This window comes from Duganella aceris (assembly GCF_011090165.1).
Lineage (GTDB): Bacteria > Pseudomonadota > Gammaproteobacteria > Burkholderiales > Burkholderiaceae_D > Rugamonas > Rugamonas aceris.
In genome coordinates this window covers 184355-202353 of sequence record NZ_JAADJT010000002.1, presented here as the reverse complement: position 1 = coordinate 202353, position 17999 = coordinate 184355, and the positions used below count along the sequence as shown (strand labels likewise).

At 68.0% G+C, this 17999-nt stretch carries 8 protein-coding genes; 5 read left to right on the top strand and 3 right to left on the bottom strand.

What is annotated here, in order from left to right:
* Window positions 1-52 precede the first annotated feature (52 nt).
* Window positions 53-1303, top strand: coding sequence for a right-handed parallel beta-helix repeat-containing protein (locus GW587_RS05385; RefSeq protein WP_166099561.1), 1251 nt, complete (start codon window positions 53-55; stop codon window positions 1301-1303).
* On the opposite strand, the gene GW587_RS05380 is transcribed toward GW587_RS05385, so the two are convergent.
* Entirely contained in the window at window positions 1300-2742 is a 1443-nt protein-coding gene (locus GW587_RS05380; protein WP_166099558.1) for an MFS transporter, read from the bottom strand. The two genes, GW587_RS05385 and GW587_RS05380, sit on opposite strands and share 4 nt — an antisense overlap.
* 166 nt (window positions 2743-2908) lie before the next feature.
* On the opposite strand from GW587_RS05380, the gene GW587_RS05375 reads away from it, so the two are divergent.
* Entirely contained in the window at window positions 2909-5275 is a 2367-nt protein-coding gene (locus tag GW587_RS05375) for a glycoside hydrolase family 127 protein (protein ID WP_166099555.1), read from the top strand.
* Here GW587_RS05375 and GW587_RS05370 read toward each other — a convergent pair.
* Entirely contained in the window at window positions 5272-7386 is a 2115-nt protein-coding gene (locus GW587_RS05370; RefSeq protein WP_166099552.1) for an AsmA family protein, read from the bottom strand. The genes GW587_RS05375 and GW587_RS05370 overlap by 4 nt on opposite strands.
* A gap of 122 nt (window positions 7387-7508) precedes the next feature.
* On the opposite strand from GW587_RS05370, the gene ypfJ reads away from it, so the two are divergent.
* The gene (ypfJ, locus tag GW587_RS05365; RefSeq protein WP_166099550.1) at window positions 7509-8387 is read left to right on the top strand and encodes a KPN_02809 family neutral zinc metallopeptidase; all 879 of its coding nucleotides are present in this window, start codon (window positions 7509-7511) and stop codon (window positions 8385-8387) included.
* Between the two features lie 4 nt (window positions 8388-8391).
* Here the strand turns inward: ypfJ and GW587_RS05360 are convergent, their stop codons facing one another.
* Window positions 8392-13149, bottom strand: coding sequence for a DEAD/DEAH box helicase (locus GW587_RS05360; protein ID WP_166099548.1), 4758 nt, complete (start codon window positions 13147-13149; stop codon window positions 8392-8394).
* 108 nt (window positions 13150-13257) lie between these two features.
* On the opposite strand from GW587_RS05360, the gene GW587_RS05355 reads away from it, so the two are divergent.
* The gene (locus GW587_RS05355) at window positions 13258-16989 is read left to right on the top strand and encodes an ATP-binding protein (protein WP_166099545.1); all 3732 of its coding nucleotides are present in this window, start codon (window positions 13258-13260) and stop codon (window positions 16987-16989) included.
* Window positions 16990-17135: 146 nt separating this feature from the next.
* Entirely contained in the window at window positions 17136-17999 is an 864-nt protein-coding gene (locus tag GW587_RS05350; RefSeq protein WP_166099542.1) for an STAS domain-containing protein, read from the top strand.

The following is a 17999-nucleotide window of genomic DNA, read 5'->3' as shown; positions in this document are numbered from 1 at the left end:
TTTTTGTGCGGCGCGTCGCCAAAAGCCGCAGCCCGCCTTCTACAATGAGGGCATGATCAAGCGAATCCTCCTTCTGCTGTGCGGCTGCGCGGGCATGCCGGCGTCCGCAGCGGATTATTACGTGGCGCCGGACGGCAGCGATGCCGCCGCCGGTACGCCGGCCGCGCCGTGGCGGTCGGTGATGCACGCCCAGGAACGCGCCCGGCCCGGCGACACGATTTATTTTCGCGGCGGCCGCTATGTGTTCACCGTAGGCGTCGACGCCTGCGCCAGCCGCACCGCGACCGTCAACGCGGTCACGCTCGACAAGAGCGGGGGCGAGGGCAGGCCGATACGTTACTGGGCCTATCCGGGCGAGACGCCGGTGTTCGATTTCTCGGCGATGAAGGACGACTGCCGCGTCAAGGGCTTCAACGTCACCGCCAGTTGGGTGCACTTGAAGGGACTGGAAGTCACCGGCGTGCCGCAGCAGCCGGAGAATCGCCTGAACCACGAATCGTGGGGCGTGTGGATCAGCGGTAGCCACAATGTCTTCGAACAGCTCAACCTGCACCACAATATGGGACCGGGCCTGTTCATCAAGGATGGCGCATACAATCTGGTGCTCAACAGCGACTCGCACCACAACTACGATCCTTATACGTCGAACGGCGCCGGCCAGAGCGCCGACGGCTTCGGCGCGCATATCAAGGCGGGCCAGCCGGGCAATGTGTTCCGGGGCTGTCGCGCCTGGGCCAATTCTGATGACGGTTTCGACCTGATCAACGCCTTCTCGCCGGTGACCATCGAGTATTCGTGGGCGTGGCTGCATGGCTATCTGCCGGGCACGATGACGCCGCTAGCGGCGGGCAACGGCAACGGCATCAAGGCCGGCGGCTACGGTGGCAAGTACGTGGAGAATGGCGTCAGTCACACGGTGCGCTTCTCGGTCGCATTCGCCAACAAGGCGGCGGGCTTCTACGCCAACCATCATCCGCTGGCGCTGGACTTCTTCAATAATACGGCTTTCGATAATCGTCCGGACTACAACATGCTCGGGATCGCGGCGGATGGCGGCGCGCTCAATCTCGGCAACCTGCGCCGCAACATCGCCTACGGGCCCAAGCCGACCGCCAACACGGAGGGGCTGGACATGGCGGGCAATTCATGGACCTTGCCCGCGCCGATAAGCGCCGCCGATTTCGACGACGTCTCCAGCGCGGGCTGGGATGCGCCACGACAGGCCGACGGCAGCTTGCCGCTGCTGCGCAGTTTTCGTCCGCGCCCCGGCGGACGGCTGGCCGGCATGGGAGCGTTCGACTAGCGGTCGGAGATCCAGACGAAGGCGCAGGCCGCGCTGGCGAGCGCCGTCACCGCGCAGGCCAACGCCGCGACATGAAACGCCGCCACCAGCGCCGGGCCTTGCGCGCCCAGCACCAGCCCAAGCAGGGCGGTGGTCAGCAGGCCGCCGGCGCGGGCCACCGCGCTGTTGAAGCCGGAGGCGACGCCGCTGTGCGCCGCGTCCACCGACGACAGCACCGCCGTGGTCAACGGCGCCACCGCGACCGCCATGCCGATCGCGATCACCAGCATCGCCGGCAGCGTGGTGGTCCAGTAGTTGCCGCCGCCGATGCGCATCGCCAGCAGGAAGCCCGCCGCGACGATCACCGGACCGGCCGTCAGCGGCAGGCGCGGACCGATCTTGCCGGAGATGCGGCCCATCGTCGACGAAGCAATGGCGATCACCACCGGCAACGGCAGCAGCGCCGCACCGGCCGCGCTGGCCGAGTAGTGGTCGACTTCAATCAACACGAACGGCACCAGCAACAGCAGGGCGCCCAGCGCGCCGTACAACAGGAAGGTCATCAGGTTCAAGCCGCTGAAGCTGTGTGAGCCGAACAACGACAGCGGCAGCATGGCGCGGTCGCCCGCGCGCCGCTCGACGCGCAGGAACAGCAGCAGGAACGCGACGCCGGCGGCGATCGCAAACAGCGGCTGCCAATGCAGGCCGCCGCCCGGGTCCGCGCTTCCCGCGCCGCCGCTGGAGGCGACCGTCAAACCCCAAGTCAGCGCCGCCAGTCCGACGCTGGCCAGCGCGGCGCCGGGCAGATCCAGCTGCTCGGCGTCGTCGTCGGCCTGGTCGCGCAGATAGCGCATGCCCAGCACCAGCGCCAACGCCGCCAGCGGCAGATTGATGAAGAAGATCGCGCGCCAGCCGACCACGTCGATCAGCCAGCCGCCCAGCAGCGGGCCGATGGCGCCGGCCGCCGCGCCGACCGCCGCCCAGATGCCGATGGCGCGTCCGCGCGCCTCGCCGCTGAAATGGGTGCCGAGGATGGCAAGGCTGTTGGGCATCAGCATCGCCGCGCCGGCGCCTTGCAGGATGCGGCCGCCGACCAGCAGCGGCAGCGACGGCGCCAGGGCGCATAGCAGCGACGCCAGTGCGAACAGCGCCACGCCCCATAGCAGCAGGCGGCGCTTGCCGTAGCGGTCCCCGGCCGCGCCGCCCAGCAACAGCAGGGCGCTGAGCGGCAGCAGGTAACCGTTGACCACCCACGACAGTCCGGCGCCGTCCGCACCCAGGCTGCGGCCGATGGCCGGCAGGCCGACGTTGACCACCGAGCCGTCGATGAACGCCAGGCTGGAGGCCAGGATGGTGGTGGCCAGCACCATGCGCGGATGGGCGGTCAGCAAATCTTCCGGGCAGGGCGGGGCCGCCAGCGCGATCGAGCGGTCGCATCCCGGCTGTGCGGCGGTGTTCATGATGTGGGGCCAGTGCGGTTCATGTGACGATGATGACACAGCCTGCGTCTCCCCGCACTCCCTCGTTTGTGCAGAATTCGTCATTTTTTATGCCCCTGCGGTGCAAGACGGGGCGGGGGCTGCGGCGTTACATTATCCGCTGGGATGAATTTCTAAAAGGTCAGGTATGCGCGCATCGCCGTTGTCTCGTCAACGCAGGTTGTTGTTGCAGGGCGCGGCCAGTCTCGGACTGGTCGCCGGATGGAACGCGCGGGCCGCCACGGCGGACGCCGGCGGCGTGCCATCCAGCGCCAAGGCGTTGCCGTTGTCGGCGGTGCGGCTGCTGCCTTCCGTGTACGCGGACGCGATCCAGGCCAACCAGGCCTACCTGCTGCGCCTGAGCGCCGACCGCTTCCTGCACAACTACCACCGCTTCGCCGGCCTGCCGACCAGGGGTGCGTTGTACGGCGGCTGGGAAGCCGACACCATCGCCGGCGAAGGGCTGGGCCACTATCTGTCGGCGCTGTCGCTGATGCACGCGCAGACCGGAGCGCCGGCGCTGAAGCCGCGCATCGATTACATCGTCGCCGAACTGGCGCGCGTGCAGCGGGCGCAGGGCGATGGTTATGCGGCGGGCTTCATGCGCAAGCGCAAGGACGGCACGGTGGTCGACGGCAAGGAGATCTTCCCCGAGATCATGCGCGGCGAGATCCGCTCCGCCGGGTTCGATCTGAACGGCTGCTGGGTGCCGCTGTATAACTGGCACAAGGTGTTCGCCGGCCTGTTCGACGCGCAGACCTACGCCGGCAACGCGCAGGCGCTGCAAGTGGCGGTGGACCTGGGCGGCTACATCGACAAGGTCTTCGCCGCGCTGAGCGACGAGCAGGTGCAGCAGGTGCTCAACTGCGAACATGGCGGCATCAACGAAAGCTTCGCCGAACTGTACGCGCGCACCAACGACAAGCGCTGGCTGGCGCTGGCGCAACGACTGTATCACCACAAGGTGCTCGATCCGCTGGCGCGCGGCCGCGACGAACTGGCCACGCTGCACTCCAACACGCAGATCCCCAAGCTGATCGGCCTGGCGCGTCTGCACGAGCTGACCGGCCGCCGCAGCGATGCCGACGCGGTGGATTTTTTCTGGAAGGCGGTTACGCGGCATCACAGCTACGTCATCGGCGGCAACGGCGACCGCGAATACTTCTCCGGGCCGGACACCATCGCCGCCCACATCACCGAGCAGACCTGCGAGGCCTGCTGCAGCTACAACATGCTGAAGATGACGCGCCACTTGTACAGCTGGGCGCCGGACGCGGCGTACTTCGATTATTACGAGCGCACGCATCTGAATCACATCCTGGCGCACCAGAATCCGCGCACCGGCATGTTCACCTATATGACGCCGCTGATGTCCGGCACCGCGCGCGAGTTCTCCAGCGAGGAGAACGACTTCTGGTGCTGCGTGTTGTCCGGCATGGAGAGCCATGCCAAGCACGGCGACTCGATCTATTGGGAGAACGCGGATACCTTGTTCGTCAATCTCTACATTCCGTCGACGGTGGAATGGAAGACGGCCGCCGCGCGGCTGGAGATGACGACACGCTATCCGTTCGAGGGCGATATCGCGATCAAGGTGAAGCGCCTGGCGGGCCAGCGCTACTACACACTGGCGTTGCGGATTCCGGCCTGGGCCAGCGGCCACACGCTGCTGGTCAACGGCAAGCCGTTCGCGGCGGCGCGCGGCAAAGGCTATGCGCTGATACGGCGCCGCTGGCGCGCCGGCGACACGGTGCGTCTGTCGCTGCCGCTGGAGCTGCGGCTCGAATCGGCGGCCGGCAACGAAGGCGTGGTTGCGCTGTTGCGCGGCCCGATGGTGCTGGCGGCCGACCTGGGCGCGGCCGACAAGCCGTTCACCGGACTCGCGCCGGCGCTGGTCGGCGCGAACATCCTGGCGTCGTTCGCCGAGAGCGACAAGGCGAAAGCCGTGTATCGCAGCGTCGGCTCCGGGCGTCCGGGCGACATGAAGTTCACACCGTTCTTCGCGCAGTACGAGCGGCGCGCGGCGGTGTACTTCAATGCCTATAGCGAAGCGGAATGGGCGGCGTCGGAGGTGGCGTTCCGCAAGGAGGAGGCGCGGCTCAAGGATCTGGCGGCGCGTTCGGTCGATGTCATGCATCTCGGCGAGATGCAGCCTGAGCGCGATCACGATCTGCAATCGGATATTTCATATCCGGTGTCCTACCGTGGCCGCAACGGCCGCGATGCGCGCACCGGCGGTTACTTCAGCTTCCGCATGAGGAGCGGGCCGGGGCCGTTGGCCTTGCAGGCGACGTATTGGGGCGAGGAGCGCAACCGCGACTTCCACATCAGCGTGGACGGCGAGCGCATCGCGCATGTGGTGTTGGACGGCAGCCGTCCAGGTGAATTCATCGACCAGGATTATCCGGTGCCGGAACGCCTCACCGCAGGCAAGGCCACGATCGTGGTGCGTTTCGACCCGGAGCCGGGCCGTACGGCCGGCCCGGCGTTCGGCGTGCGTTTGTATTCGCGTTAGTGCTTGATCACAGGCTTGACGTTCTGCGCGTTGACCTGTTGCGGTTGCTGTGGCGGTGCGGCCTTCTTCGCCTCGGCCGGCGCGGCGACGTTCGGCGCCTGCACCTGCGTCGTCGTTGATTTGGTCGCCACGCGGCGGGTTTGCGTCGCATCCTTCAGCGCGGCGGCGCAATCGACCGGCTCCACGCGGCCCGGATTCACCAGCGGCAGGATGGCGGCGGCGGGGGCGGCGATGGTCGCCAATGCGATGGCGGCGCCGGCCTTCAGCACCAGCGGGCCTTTGTAAGGGCCGACATCGGGATCGGTGAAGGTGCCCTTGGCGTACAGCGGTGTGCGCAGCGAGATGATGCGCACGCCCTTGGTCTTCGGCCGCACGTCCAGATCCAGCGTTTCATGCGCCAGATCGATGGAGCCGTTGATGTCGATGACGGCTTCCTTGGTGTCGATCACGAAGCGGCGGGTTTGCGCCTTGCCGCGTTCGACCACGAAATCGCTGGCGGCGCAATTAAGCTCGATCTGCTTGTCGCCGAACAGCTTGACGTAGACCAGGTTGGCGATGTTCAGGCCCGCCGCTTCCAGAATGAATTTGCTGACCGAGCCTTCGCTGACGGTGGCGCCCAGTTCACCGCTGGACGTGGCCAGCATGCTGGAGATGGAGTTGCCGGTGCCGGCCAGCGCCGCGTCGCCGTTGACTTCACCCACGCTGGCCTGCATCGATTGCAGCTTGGGGAACAGCTCGCGGATCTTCAGGTGACGCGCCGCCATCTTGATCTGCGCGTCGATCTGCTTCTTGCTGCCATCGAGCTTGATGTTGGAGGTGATGTCGCCGCCGGCCATGCCGAAGTTCAGCGGTGTCAGCGTCAGCACCTTGTTTTTCATGACGATGCGGGTTTCGATATCCTGCAGCGGGATGTCGTGCGTGCGCACCAGCTTCTTGCCGGAGAACTTGACGTCGGCGTCCAGCGCGTCCCATTTGGCGGTGTTGAACTGCTCGACCGGCAGAGCCTTGTCGTCGGGCTGGTTCTTGGCCTTGCCGCGTGAAGCCTTGCCGGCGTTGCTCTCCGCACCGATCGTCGGGCCCAGGTCGTCCAGCCGCAGCTGGCGCGAGGTCAGGGTGCCGGTCAGCAGCGGACGCGGTTTGCGCGGGCTGTAATTCATCGTGCCTTCCAGATCGCTTTCGCCGACGGTGCCGGTGAAGTTCTTGTACGTCCAGTCCCACTGCTCGCCGCGTTTTTTGCCGATCAGATTACCCTTGGTGGCGTAAGGCGGCGTTTCCGGCAGCAGCACGCCGGTCAACGGGTACAGGTCGGCCATGCTGGCGCCGGCCAGCGACAGTTTCAGATCAAGCCCTGACAGCGAGCGTGGATCGGTCAGGACGCCGGCGATGCCGATCTTGTTCTTGCCCAGCGTGGCATTGGCTTCGAGCGGGAAGTTGGTGTGTTCTTCTTCGAGCGTCAGCACGGCGCCGGCGCGGCCGCCGCCGGTGATCGGCGCGTTGCGGTAGGTGCCGCCGAGTTCGAATTTCATGCCGTAAGTCGGCGCGCTCGCATCGTTGAGCGAGGTGGCCTTGGCGCGCAGATCGAGGTCGATGCCGCCGTCGACGTAACGCGCGGTGCCGTTGCTGAAGGCTAGCCGGCGGATGTCGACTTCCCATTCCGACGGGCCATTGTCCTTGAAGGTCCAGGTATTGCTGCCGTCCTTGCGCCGCTCGGCGGCGACGGTCACGCGGTCCAGCGCCAGATCGCTGATGACGACTTCCTTGTGCAGCAGCGGCAGCGGGTGGACGGAGACGACGATGTTGCCCACGTCGGCCAGCATTGGTCCGGTCTTGGTCCATTCGGGATTGACGATGTGGACTTCCTTGGCGCTGATCTCGGGGCGCGGCACGTAGCGTCGCCAGCCTTTTTCGCTGGCGTCGCCTTGGTGCCAGCGCACGCGCAGGTCTCCGTTGATGGCGAATTCGCGGCCGATGGATTCCGACACCTTGTGGTTGATCCAGGGACGCGCGCGATTCCAGTCGTAGGTCAGCACAAAGATGATCAATGCGACGATCACCAACAGCAACGTGGCGAGGAAGCCGAGCAGGATTTTGATTGGGCGTGAGGTTCTCATGAGGCCATGCTACGCCCGGGGTCGTGCGCACAATGTGCGCTATGCCACAATGGGGTGCAAAACGTTGCTGTGCGCGGGTTGGGCGGCGTATAGTGACTTATGAAAACAGTGTGGGGTACAAGATGAAATGGCAAGGTAATCGCGAAAGCGACAATGTGGAAGACCGGCGCGGCCAGAGCGGCGGCGGTGGCGGCAGCGGCTTCGGTGGGCGCTCGATCGGGATCGGCACCATCGTCATCGCGCTGGTCGGATCGTATTTTCTGGGCGTCAGTCCGGTCACGCTGCTGAATATCTTGACTGGCGGCGGCGGTGGAGTGACGTCGGTACAGCAAGCGCCCGCGCATGCGCCGCCTGCGTCGGACCTTCAGGCGAAATTCGTCGCGACTGTGCTGGGCGATACCGAAGATGTCTGGACCGCGTTGTTCAGCGCTTCCGGCAAGACCTATGTCAAACCGACGTTGGTGCTGTTTTCCGACAGTACGCCCACCGCTTGCGGCACCGGACAAACGGCGACCGGGCCGTTTTACTGCCCAAGCGATCAAAAGGTTTATATCGATTTGAGCTTTTATCGCTTGATGCAGGATCGCTTCAAGGTCTCCGGCGAATTCGCTCAGGCGTATGTGATCGCTCATGAGGTCGGGCACCACGTGCAGAACTTGATGGGCACCTCGGACAAGGTCCAGCAGGCGCGCCGGCGCGCGTCCGAGACCCAGGCCAACGCGATGTCGGTGCGGCTGGAGTTGCAGGCGGATTGCTACGCCGGCGTGTGGGCGTTCCACGCGAACCAGGCGCGCGCGATTCTGGAGCAGGGCGACGTCGAGACCGCGCTGAAGGCCGCCACGGCGATCGGCGACGATGCCTTGCAGCGGCAGGCGCAGGGGCAGGTGGTGCCGGATTCCTTCACGCACGGCAGTTCCGAGCAGCGGGTGCGGTGGTTTAAGAAGGGCATCGACAACGGCAAGGTGGAGCTGTGCGACACGTTCGGCGCACGTCAGCTTTAACGGCTTAGCTGCGGCCCACCAGGTGGGCGTGCAGCAGTTCGCGCTCCTCGCTGCCTTGCGGGTAGCTGAATTTTCCGGCGGCCTGGGTGGCCACCAGTACGCCGTCGCGGAACAGCAGACGGTTGCCGGCGAGCGCGGGCACCTTGTCGCCGGCCAGCAGTGTGCCGCAGAGGTTGAGCGGATCGACGGCCGAGATGCAGACCATGGCGCCGTCGTGCGGACGGCGGCGCATCTCGCGCAGCAGCGGGATCGCTTCCGGCAGCGCGAACTGTTCGCCGGAGAGGCCGGCCACAAAGCGCCCGCCGCGTATCTCGCCGCGTGCTTCGAGGCGGTGGTACACCGGCAGCAGCTCGCGCCACGCCGGCAGCCATGCCGCCTCGCGCTCCAGCAGGCGCCAGAACATCACGCCGTAGCGGCGCAGCAGCGTCATCGCGATGTGCTCCAGCGTTTCGGGATCGGTGCGCGGCCTGCGGACCGGCGGCGCGGGGACAGTCCTGGCGCTCGCCGGGGTCGCCATTGTGGCCGTCGTCACGCGCGCGCCCGGTATCGCCCGTACGCCCGGCGTCAACGGTGCTGCTCCCGCTGCGGCCGTCGTGCGCGAGGCCCGGGTGGCCGGCGCGGCGGGATCGGCGGCGTCGTGGGCTGCGGCGGCTTCGCCGGCCGCCATCGCGTCGCCATTGACGGCGAGCGCGGTTTCGACCACCCGCTCGGTAATGGTCACGCCGTCGCCGCGCCGCACCAGCGCCCAGCGTCCGGCTTCCTCCATCGTCGGCCCGGCGCCACGGCGGCGGCGCTTGTCGCTGCTGGCGCGCTTGTTGGCCGGGACCAGCATGGCGCGCAGTCCGGCGTAGCTGTCGGCGTTGACCAGCCCGGTCGCCACCAGTTCTCCCAACGTATTCTCCAGCTCTACCGGCAGCAGCCTGGCGTCCTGCGACAGCTCGTCGAAGAACATCGCGCCGTCGCGGCGCAGCGCCGCCAGCACGCGCGTGGCGCGCGGCGAGACTTCCACCTCGGCCGGCATGGCGGGAAGCGCATGCCACAGCCCGAGCTGACGGCGCGGCAGCAGCACCAGCGGCGTGCCGCGCACCGGCCCGCCGGCGGCGCTGGACGGCGCGCCGACGCGGGTCCAGACGATTTTCCCCGAGCGGCACATATCGTCGAGCCACTGCGGCTCGTAGTCCGCCACCCGCAGCGCCAGCAATTCCTTCTCCCAGGCGCCGGCCGCCGCTTCGTAGCCCTCCAATTGCGCCAGCACCTGCGGCAGCGCGTCCGCGCCCTGCAATTGCGTGTCCGCCGACAGGTGCTGCCACTCGAACAGGAAGCGCATGAAGTCCTGCCGCTCCACCGGTTCGATCTCGCGCCGCAGGCTCTTGATCGTGTAACGGTGGATGCGCGCCAGCAGATGGCGCTCGCACCATTCCTCGGTGACGGCGCCGGGATTGAAGCGGCCGCGCATCACGTAGCCTTCGCTTTCCAGCTGCGTCAGCGCGATGGTGGCGGTGGTTTCGGGCAGCGCCAGCGCGTCGGCGATGGCGGCCAGCGGCTGCGGTCCGAAACCGCTCAGGCGCGCGCGCATGATGTCGACCAGGGCGGCGTCGCGGGTCCAGGGCTCGTCGCCGTTGAGGCGCAGGTTCTCCGGAATGGTCAGCGCGGGCGCGGCGATCGCATCGGGGTAGGCGGCCTGCAGGCAGGCCAGCCGCTCCAGCGCGACCCAGAAATCGGCGCCGCTGCGGGCGTCGCGCAGGCGCGTGGCGCGGCCGCCGTTCGACAGTCCGTCGAGCCAGCCCGGCCAGCCTTCCTCGCGCGCCGCTTCGTCGCGGGTGACGCAGGCCAGCGACATCAGCGCCTCGTGCATCTCGTCGCTGTTGCGCGCGTGCGGCCAGGCTTCGTCGGCCACGGCGGCGATGGCGCCGGCGTCCAGTGCGCCCAGGTCGTCGGTGGAGGCGGGGTCGGTCCAGCGGCGGTTGATCACGGCTTGCGTGCGGCGTTCTTCCAGCGGCGCGTCGTCGAGGAAGGCGTAGGGGCGGGCGTTGAGGATCTCCATCGCCAGCGGCGACGGCGCGGGCAGGTCGCGCGACAGCAGGCGCACTTCGCCGGCTTCCATACGGCGCAGCAGGGCGAGCCAGCCTTCGCTGTCCATCGCTTCGTGCAGGCAGTCGTCCAGGGTCTGGTCGACCAGCGGGTGGCTGGGCAGTTCGCGTTCGCCGACGATGTTTTCCAGGCACGCGGCCTGATCGGGGAAGACGGCGGCCAGCAGGTCGTCGCTCTTCATGCGCTGGAGTTGCGGCGCGACTTTGCGGCCGCCGGCGTAGCGCGGCAGGGCCAGCGCCGTGGTCGCGTTCCAGCGCCATCGGACGTTGAACAGCGGGGCGTCGAGCAGGGCCTGGATCAGGATGTGTTCTGCGCTGGTGGAGCGCAGGTAGCGCCAGACTTCGTCCAGCGGGAAGCTGTGGCTGTCCGATAGCGACAGCACGATGGCGTCCTCGGTGGCGGCGGCCTGCAGCTCGAAGTTGAAGGTGCGGCAGAAGCGCTTGCGCAGCGCCAGACCCCAGGCGCGGTTGATGCGGCTACCGTAAGGTGAGTGCAAGACCAGCTGCATGCCGCCGGATTCGTCGAAGAAGCGTTCCATGACCAGCGTGTCGCGGGTCGGCAGGGCGCCGAGCGCAGAGCGCGCGCGGGCCAGGTATTCGACGATCTGGCGCGCGGCATCGTCGTGCAGGCCGAGATGTTCGTGCAGCCAGCCAATGGCGCGCTCGATCCCGGCGCTGTTGTCGCCCGCCGCGCCGGCCCCGCCGTCCGCCGCCCGCCCCGGGCCGTCCGCGTTAGCCTCGCCGTCCGCCGCCCGCCCCGAGCCGTCCGCGTTGGCCTCGCCGTCCGCCGCCCGCCCCGGGTCGTCCGCGTTGGTCCCGCCGTCCGCCGCCCGCCTTGGGCCGTCTGCGTTGGCCTCGCCGTCCGCCGCCCGCCCCGAGCCGTCCGCGTTGATGCCGGCCAGCTGCCGCTCGATCTCGCCGCGCAGGCGGGCGACGCCGAATGACAGCTCGTCGCTGCGGCCTGGCGCCTCGCCCAGCCAGAATGGAATGTTGGGCGCGGCGCCGTGCGCATCCTCCACCCGCACCTTGCCGGCCTCGATGCGCTGGATCCGATACGACGTGTTCCCAAGTTGGAAAACATCCCCTGCCAAACTCTCGACCGCGAAATCCTCATGCACCGTGCCCACGCTCTGCCCCTGCGGCTCCAGCACCACCGTGTAATCGGCGTTGTCCGGTATCGTGCCGCCGGAAGTCACGGCGGTCAGCTTGCCGCCGCGCCGCCCGCGCAAGGTGCGGCTGACGGCATCGCGATGTAGATACGAACCGCGTACGCCCTGGCGGCCGGTGTAGCCGTCGGTCAGCATGCGCAGCACCGCCTCATACTGCTTGCGCTCCAGCTCCGCATACGGCGACGCCCGCCGCAGCAGCTCGAACATCTCATCCTCGCCCCACTCGCGACACGCCACCTCCGCCACGATCTGCTGCGCCATCACATCCAGCGGCGCCGGCGGAATGCGCAACAGATCCAGCTCATTGCGCCGCACGCAGTCCAGCAACGCCGCGCACTCGATCAAATCGTCGCGCGACTGCGGAAACAGCCGCCCCTTGGGCAGTCCGCCGACCTGGTGCCCCGACCGCCCGACCCGCTGCAGGAACGACGCGATGCTGCGCGGCGAACCAATCTGACACACCAGATCGACGTCGCCGATGTCGATGCCCAGCTCCAGCGACGCCGTCGCGATCAGCACCTGCAACTCGCCGCGCTTGAGCCGCTGTTCCGCATCGAGCCGGTATTCCTTGGCCAGGCTGCCGTGGTGCGCGGCCACATGCTGCGCGCCGAGGCGGTCGCCCAGATGGCGCGCCATGCGTTCCGCCATGCGCCGCGTGTTGACGAAGATAAGCGTGGTCCGATGCAGCACCGTCAACTCCGCCAGACGGTCGTAGACCCGCTCCCACACATCGTTGGCCATGATGGCCTCCAGCGGCACCGGCGGCAGCTCCAGGTTCAGGTCGCGCGCCCGCACATGGCCGACATCGACCACCGCGCAATCGCGCCCGCTGCCGGCGAGGAAGCGCGCCACCAGCGACAAGGGCTTCTGCGTGGCCGACAAACCGACCCGCACCGGCGGCCGCGCGCACAAGGCATCGAGCCGCTCCAGGCTCAGGGCCAGATGGCTGCCACGCTTGCCGCCGGCCACGGCATGGATTTCATCGACGATCACGGTGCGCACATTGGACAGCATGGCGCGGCCGCTATCGGAGCCGAGCAGCACATACAGCGACTCCGGCGTCGACACCAGGATGTGCGGCGCGCGCTTGCGCATCGCGTTGCGTTCCTTCTGCGTCGTGTCGCCGGTGCGCACCGCGCTGCGGATGCCGTGCGGCGGCAGGCCCATCGCCTCCAACTCGCGCGCGATGCCCTCCAGCGGCGCCAGCAGGTTGACGCGGATGTCGTTCGACAGCGCCTTCAGCGGCGACACGTACAGCACCCGCGTCTCATCCGGCAGCGGCGCGTCGCCGCTCTCGCGCACCAGCGCGTCGATCGCGGCCAGGAAGGCGGTCAGCGTCTTGCCGGAGCCGGTCGGCGCCGCGATCAAGGTCGGCTGGCCGGCGGCGATCAGCGGCCAGGCGCGCCGCTGCGCTTCTGTTTCCGTAGGGAACGACGAATGGAACCAGGCCGCCACGGCGGGATGGAATTCGTGCCGGAGTTCGGCTGCGGAGGATCGGTTCATGTCCTATTAGATGGGGACGAAGGGGGCGATGTCAAACAGACTCCATGCGGCAACAAAAAGTGATAGCCTTAAAACATTGTTAATGCGAAATTTTATCAAGGTTTTCCCATGAATCATCCGTCCGGCGCCATCCCCCAGTTTTTGAACGCACCGGGAGTGCTGGGTGCGCAGATATTGGCGTTCGACTGGTCGCGCACGCCGCTCGGCCCCATCGCCGGCTGGCCGCCCAGCCTGAAGGCGGTGGTCAGCCTGATGCTCAATTCTCCGCAACCGATGTGGATAGGCTGGGGCGAGCAGGCGACGTTTTTATACAACGATGCGTATATCAATGTGCTCAGCATGGCCAAGCATCCGTGGGCCCTCGGCCGGCCGGCGTCCGAAGTATGGGCCGAAATCTGGGACATCTGCGGCCCCTTGGTGGACAAGGTGTTCGGCCACGGCGAGGCCACCATGGCCGACGACGTGCGGCTGTTTATGCGGCGCGGCGATTTTCTGGAGGAGACTTTCTACTCCTTCTCGTATAGCCCGGTGCGCGACGAATCGGGCCGGGTGGCGGGCCTGTTCTGTCCCAATCTCGACGTCACCGCCAAGCACCTGAACGCGCGCCGGCTGCGCACCGTCTCCGACATGAGCACCCGCACGCTGCTGGAAAAGAGCGTGCAGAGCGCCTGCGCCATCGCCATCGCCACCATCGCCGACAATCCCGACGACCTCCCGTTCGCCCTGCTGTACCTGGCCGGCGCCGAAGGCGATGAGGCGCGGCTGGCGCAGGCCACGCATCCCGGCCTGGCCAACGCCGCCGGCCTGTTCCCGGTGGCCGAGGTGATCGCCGACGGCGCCGCGCGGCTGGTGACGCTCGATCCCGGCCGGACGCTCGACGGCATGCCGGCCGGCCTGGCCAATCAGCGCATCGGCCAGGCGCTGGTGCTGCCGTTGATGGACGCGGTCACGCGCCATGCCGCCGGCGCGCTGGTGCTGGGCGTGAGCGCGGCGCGCCCGCTCGACGCCGATTACCGCAGCTTCATGGAGCTGATCGCCAGCCAGGCCGGCAACGCGATCCAGCACGCCCGCGCCGCCGAGGACGAGCGCCTGCGCGCCGAGATGCTGATGCAGCTCGATCACGCCAAGACCCAGTTCTTCAGCAACGTCAGCCACGAATTCCGCACCCCGTTGACGCTGTTGCTTGGCCCGATCGAGGATGCGCTGGGCGACGCCGCCGAGCCGCTGCCGGCGGTGCAGCGCGCGCGCATGCAGCTGATGCAGCGCAACGCGCTGCGGCTGCAAAAACTGGTCAACACGCTGCTGGAATTCTCGCGCGTGCAGGCCGGCCGCGCCCAGGCGGGTTTCGCGCCGACCGACCTGTCCGCGCTGACCGCCGATCTGGCCAGCAGCTTCCGCTCCACCATCGAAGGCGCGGGCATGCGGCTCACCGTCGATTGCCGGCCGTTGCCGTCGCCGGTGTATGTCGATGCGGCGATGTGGGAAAAGATCATTCTCAACCTGCTGTCGAACGCCTTCAAGTTCACCTTCGAAGGCGAGATCCGCGTCGGCCTGCGCGGCGTCGGCAAGCAGGTGCGGCTGCAGGTGGAGGACACCGGCACCGGCATCCCGGCCGACCAGCTGCCGCTGTTGTTCGAACGCTTCCACCGGGTCGAGGGCGCGCGCTCGCGCACGCACGAAGGTTCCGGCATCGGCCTGGCGCTGGTGCATGATCTGGTGGCGCTGCACGGCGGCGAGATCGGCGTCGACAGCGTGGCGGGTCGCGGCACCGTGTTCAGCGTGACGCTGCCGCTGGGCAGCGCCCACCTGCCGGCGGACCAACTGCGCGAGCAGGCGCCGCCGCTGCCGGCGAACGTCGCGCAAGCCTACGTCGCCGAAGCCGACGGCTGGGTGCAGCCGGCCGCCGTCGCGCCCGACGATGCGCCCGAGACCCCGGCCGCGCCGCGCATGCTCGGGCGCCTGCTGGTGGTCGACGACAACGCCGACATGCGCGACTACCTGCGACGCCTGCTACGTGGGCAGTGGCGGGTGGAGGCCTGCGACAACGGCGTCGCGGCGCTGGAGGCGGTGGCGCGGCAGGCGCCGGACATCATCCTGTCCGACGTGATGATGCCCCGGCTCGACGGCTTCGGCCTGCTGGCGGCGCTGCGCGCCGATCCGGCCACGCGCGACATCCCGTTCATGCTGTTGTCGGCGCGCGCCGGCGAGGAGGCGCGGCTGGAGGGATTGCAGGCCGGCGCCGACGACTACCTGGTCAAGCCGTTCTCCGGCCGCGAGCTGGCCGCGCGTATCGACCTGCTGCGCCTGCGCCAGCAAGGGCGAGTGGTGGAGCGGGCGGTGGAGCGGCGCACGCAGGGCATCTTCAGCCAGGCGCCGGTGGCGATCACCATCCTGCGCGGACCGCGGCACGTGTTCGAGCAGGCCAACGCCTACTACCAGGAGATCATCGGCCATCGGCCCGTGGTGGGACTGCCGATCCGCGAGGCGCTGCCGGAACTGGAGGGTCAGGGCATCTTCGAGTTGCTGGACAGCGTGTTCGACACCGGCCAGCCGTACGTCGGCCGTTCGGTGCTGGTCAAGCTGATGCGCGGCTCGCCGCCCCGGCTGGAGGACGGCTACTTCGATTTCGTCTACCAGCCGCTGCTCGACGATGCCGGCAAGCCGGAGGGCGTGGCGGTGGTGGTGTTCGAAGTGACCGAGCTGGCCAACGCCAAGCGCGCGGCGGAGGCGGCCAACCGCGCCAAGGACGAATTCCTGGCGATGCTGGGCCACGAGCTGCGCAATCCGCTGGCGCCCATCGTCACCGCGCTGCAGCTGATGCGGCTGCGCGGCGGCGACTACGCGGTCAAGGAGCGCGCGGTGATCGAGCGCCAGACCAATCACCTGGTGGCGCTGGTCGACGATCTGCTGGACGTGTCGCGCGTCGCCGAAGGCAAGATCCAGCTGCGGCGCGAAGCGGTGGAGATGGCCGAGGTGGTGGCGCGCGCGATCGAGACCGCCAGTCCGCTGATCGAACAAAAGCGCCATGCGCTGGAACTGGAGGTGCCGGCGCGCGGGCTGGCGGTGATGGCCGATCCGGGCCGCTGCGCGCAGGTGTTGGCCAACCTGCTGACCAACGCCGCGAAATACACCGAGCCGGAAGGCCGGCTGCACGTCACGGCGCGGCGCGACGGCGACCAGGTGGTGGTGTCCGTGCGCGACAACGGCATCGGCATCTCGGCCGAGATGCTGCCGGCGATCTTCGAGCTGTTCGTGCAGGAGCGCCAGGCGCTGAGCCGCTCGCAGGGCGGGCTGGGACTGGGGCTGAGCATCGTGCGCAGCATGGTGGCGCTGCATGGCGGCAGCGTCGCGGCGCACAGCGACGGCATCGGCCGTGGCAGCGAGTTCACGCTGCGCTTGCCGGCGCTGGCGCCTGGCGAGGCGGCGCCGCTGCCGCCGCCGTCGGCCTGCGAGCAACCCGGCGCGGTGCGTACCGGCTTGGCTATCCTGGTGGTCGACGACAACGAGGACGCCGCCAACGCCCTTGGCGAGCTGCTGACGCTGCACGGGCACACGGTCGAAGTGGTGTTCGACGCGCCGTCCGCGCTGAAGGCGGCGCCGCTGTTCAAGCCCGACGTCGGTCTGTTCGACATCGGCCTGCCCGGCATGGACGGTTACGAGCTGGCGCAGCGGCTGCGCCGGCAGCACGCCGATGCCGATGCCGCGCCGTTGCGCCTGTTCGCGCTGACCGGCTACGGCCAGGAAGCGGACCGCCGCCGCGCCGCCGAGGCGGGCTTCGACGCCCACCTGACCAAGCCGATCGACGTCGCAGCATTGATGGAATTGCTCTGTGGAAAATAAATCGGGGTTTTTTCGTCAAAATAGGAATTTTCCTACAAGCGCACTGTTGAAAGTGCCGCAAGAAACGGGGGGCGATCGCGTATGCTGGAAGAACTATTGAAATTACGAAATATTTCGTCGCCAACCGCCAAGACCATGAGGACTGAATGAGCACCAACGAAAACGCCCGCCGCATCAGCACGCTGATCCAACAGCATCAGGCCGAGATCCAGGCCGACTGGGTTGAACATCTGCAGGGACTGTCGTTCCGCAACGATAGCGCTTCGGAAGAGCAGCTGCGCCGCCACTGCGGCCAGTTTCTGAAGCTGCTGCCCGGCGCGGCGCTGGACGGCGGTTTCGACAGCATCGACGGCCGCGCCTACGACGAGCTGCGCGACCAGCTGACCGAGATTTCCACCCAGCGCGCCAAGCAGGGTTCGACCCCGAGCGAAACCGCGACCTTCGTGTTCTCGCTCAAGCAATCGCTGTTCGCCAGCCTGCGCCAGTCGCTGTCCGCCGAGCCGGAGCTGCTGGCAGAGGCGCTGTGGAGCGTCAGCACGCTGCTCGACAAACTGGGCCTGTTCACCATCGAGGTGTTCCAGAAGAGCCGCGACCAGATCATCGTGCGCCAGCAACAGGAACTGCTGGAGCTGTCGACCCCCGTGGTCAAGCTGTGGCAGGACATCCTGGCGCTGCCGCTGATCGGCACCCTCGACAGCGCCCGCACCCAGGTGGTGATGGAGAGCCTGCTGGAGAAGATCGTCGAAACCGGCGCCGCCATCGCCATCATCGACATCACCGGCGTGCCGACCGTCGACACGCTGGTGGCGCAGCATCTGATGAAGACCATCGCCGCCGCGCGCCTGATGGGCGCCGACTGCATCATCAGCGGCATCCGCCCGCAGATCGCGCAGACCATCGTGCACCTGGGCGTCAACCTGGAGGACGTGGTCACCAAGGCCACGCTGGCCGACGCCTTTACCGTGGCGCTGGCGCGCGTGGGAGCGACCGTCACCCGCGTCGCCGTCTGA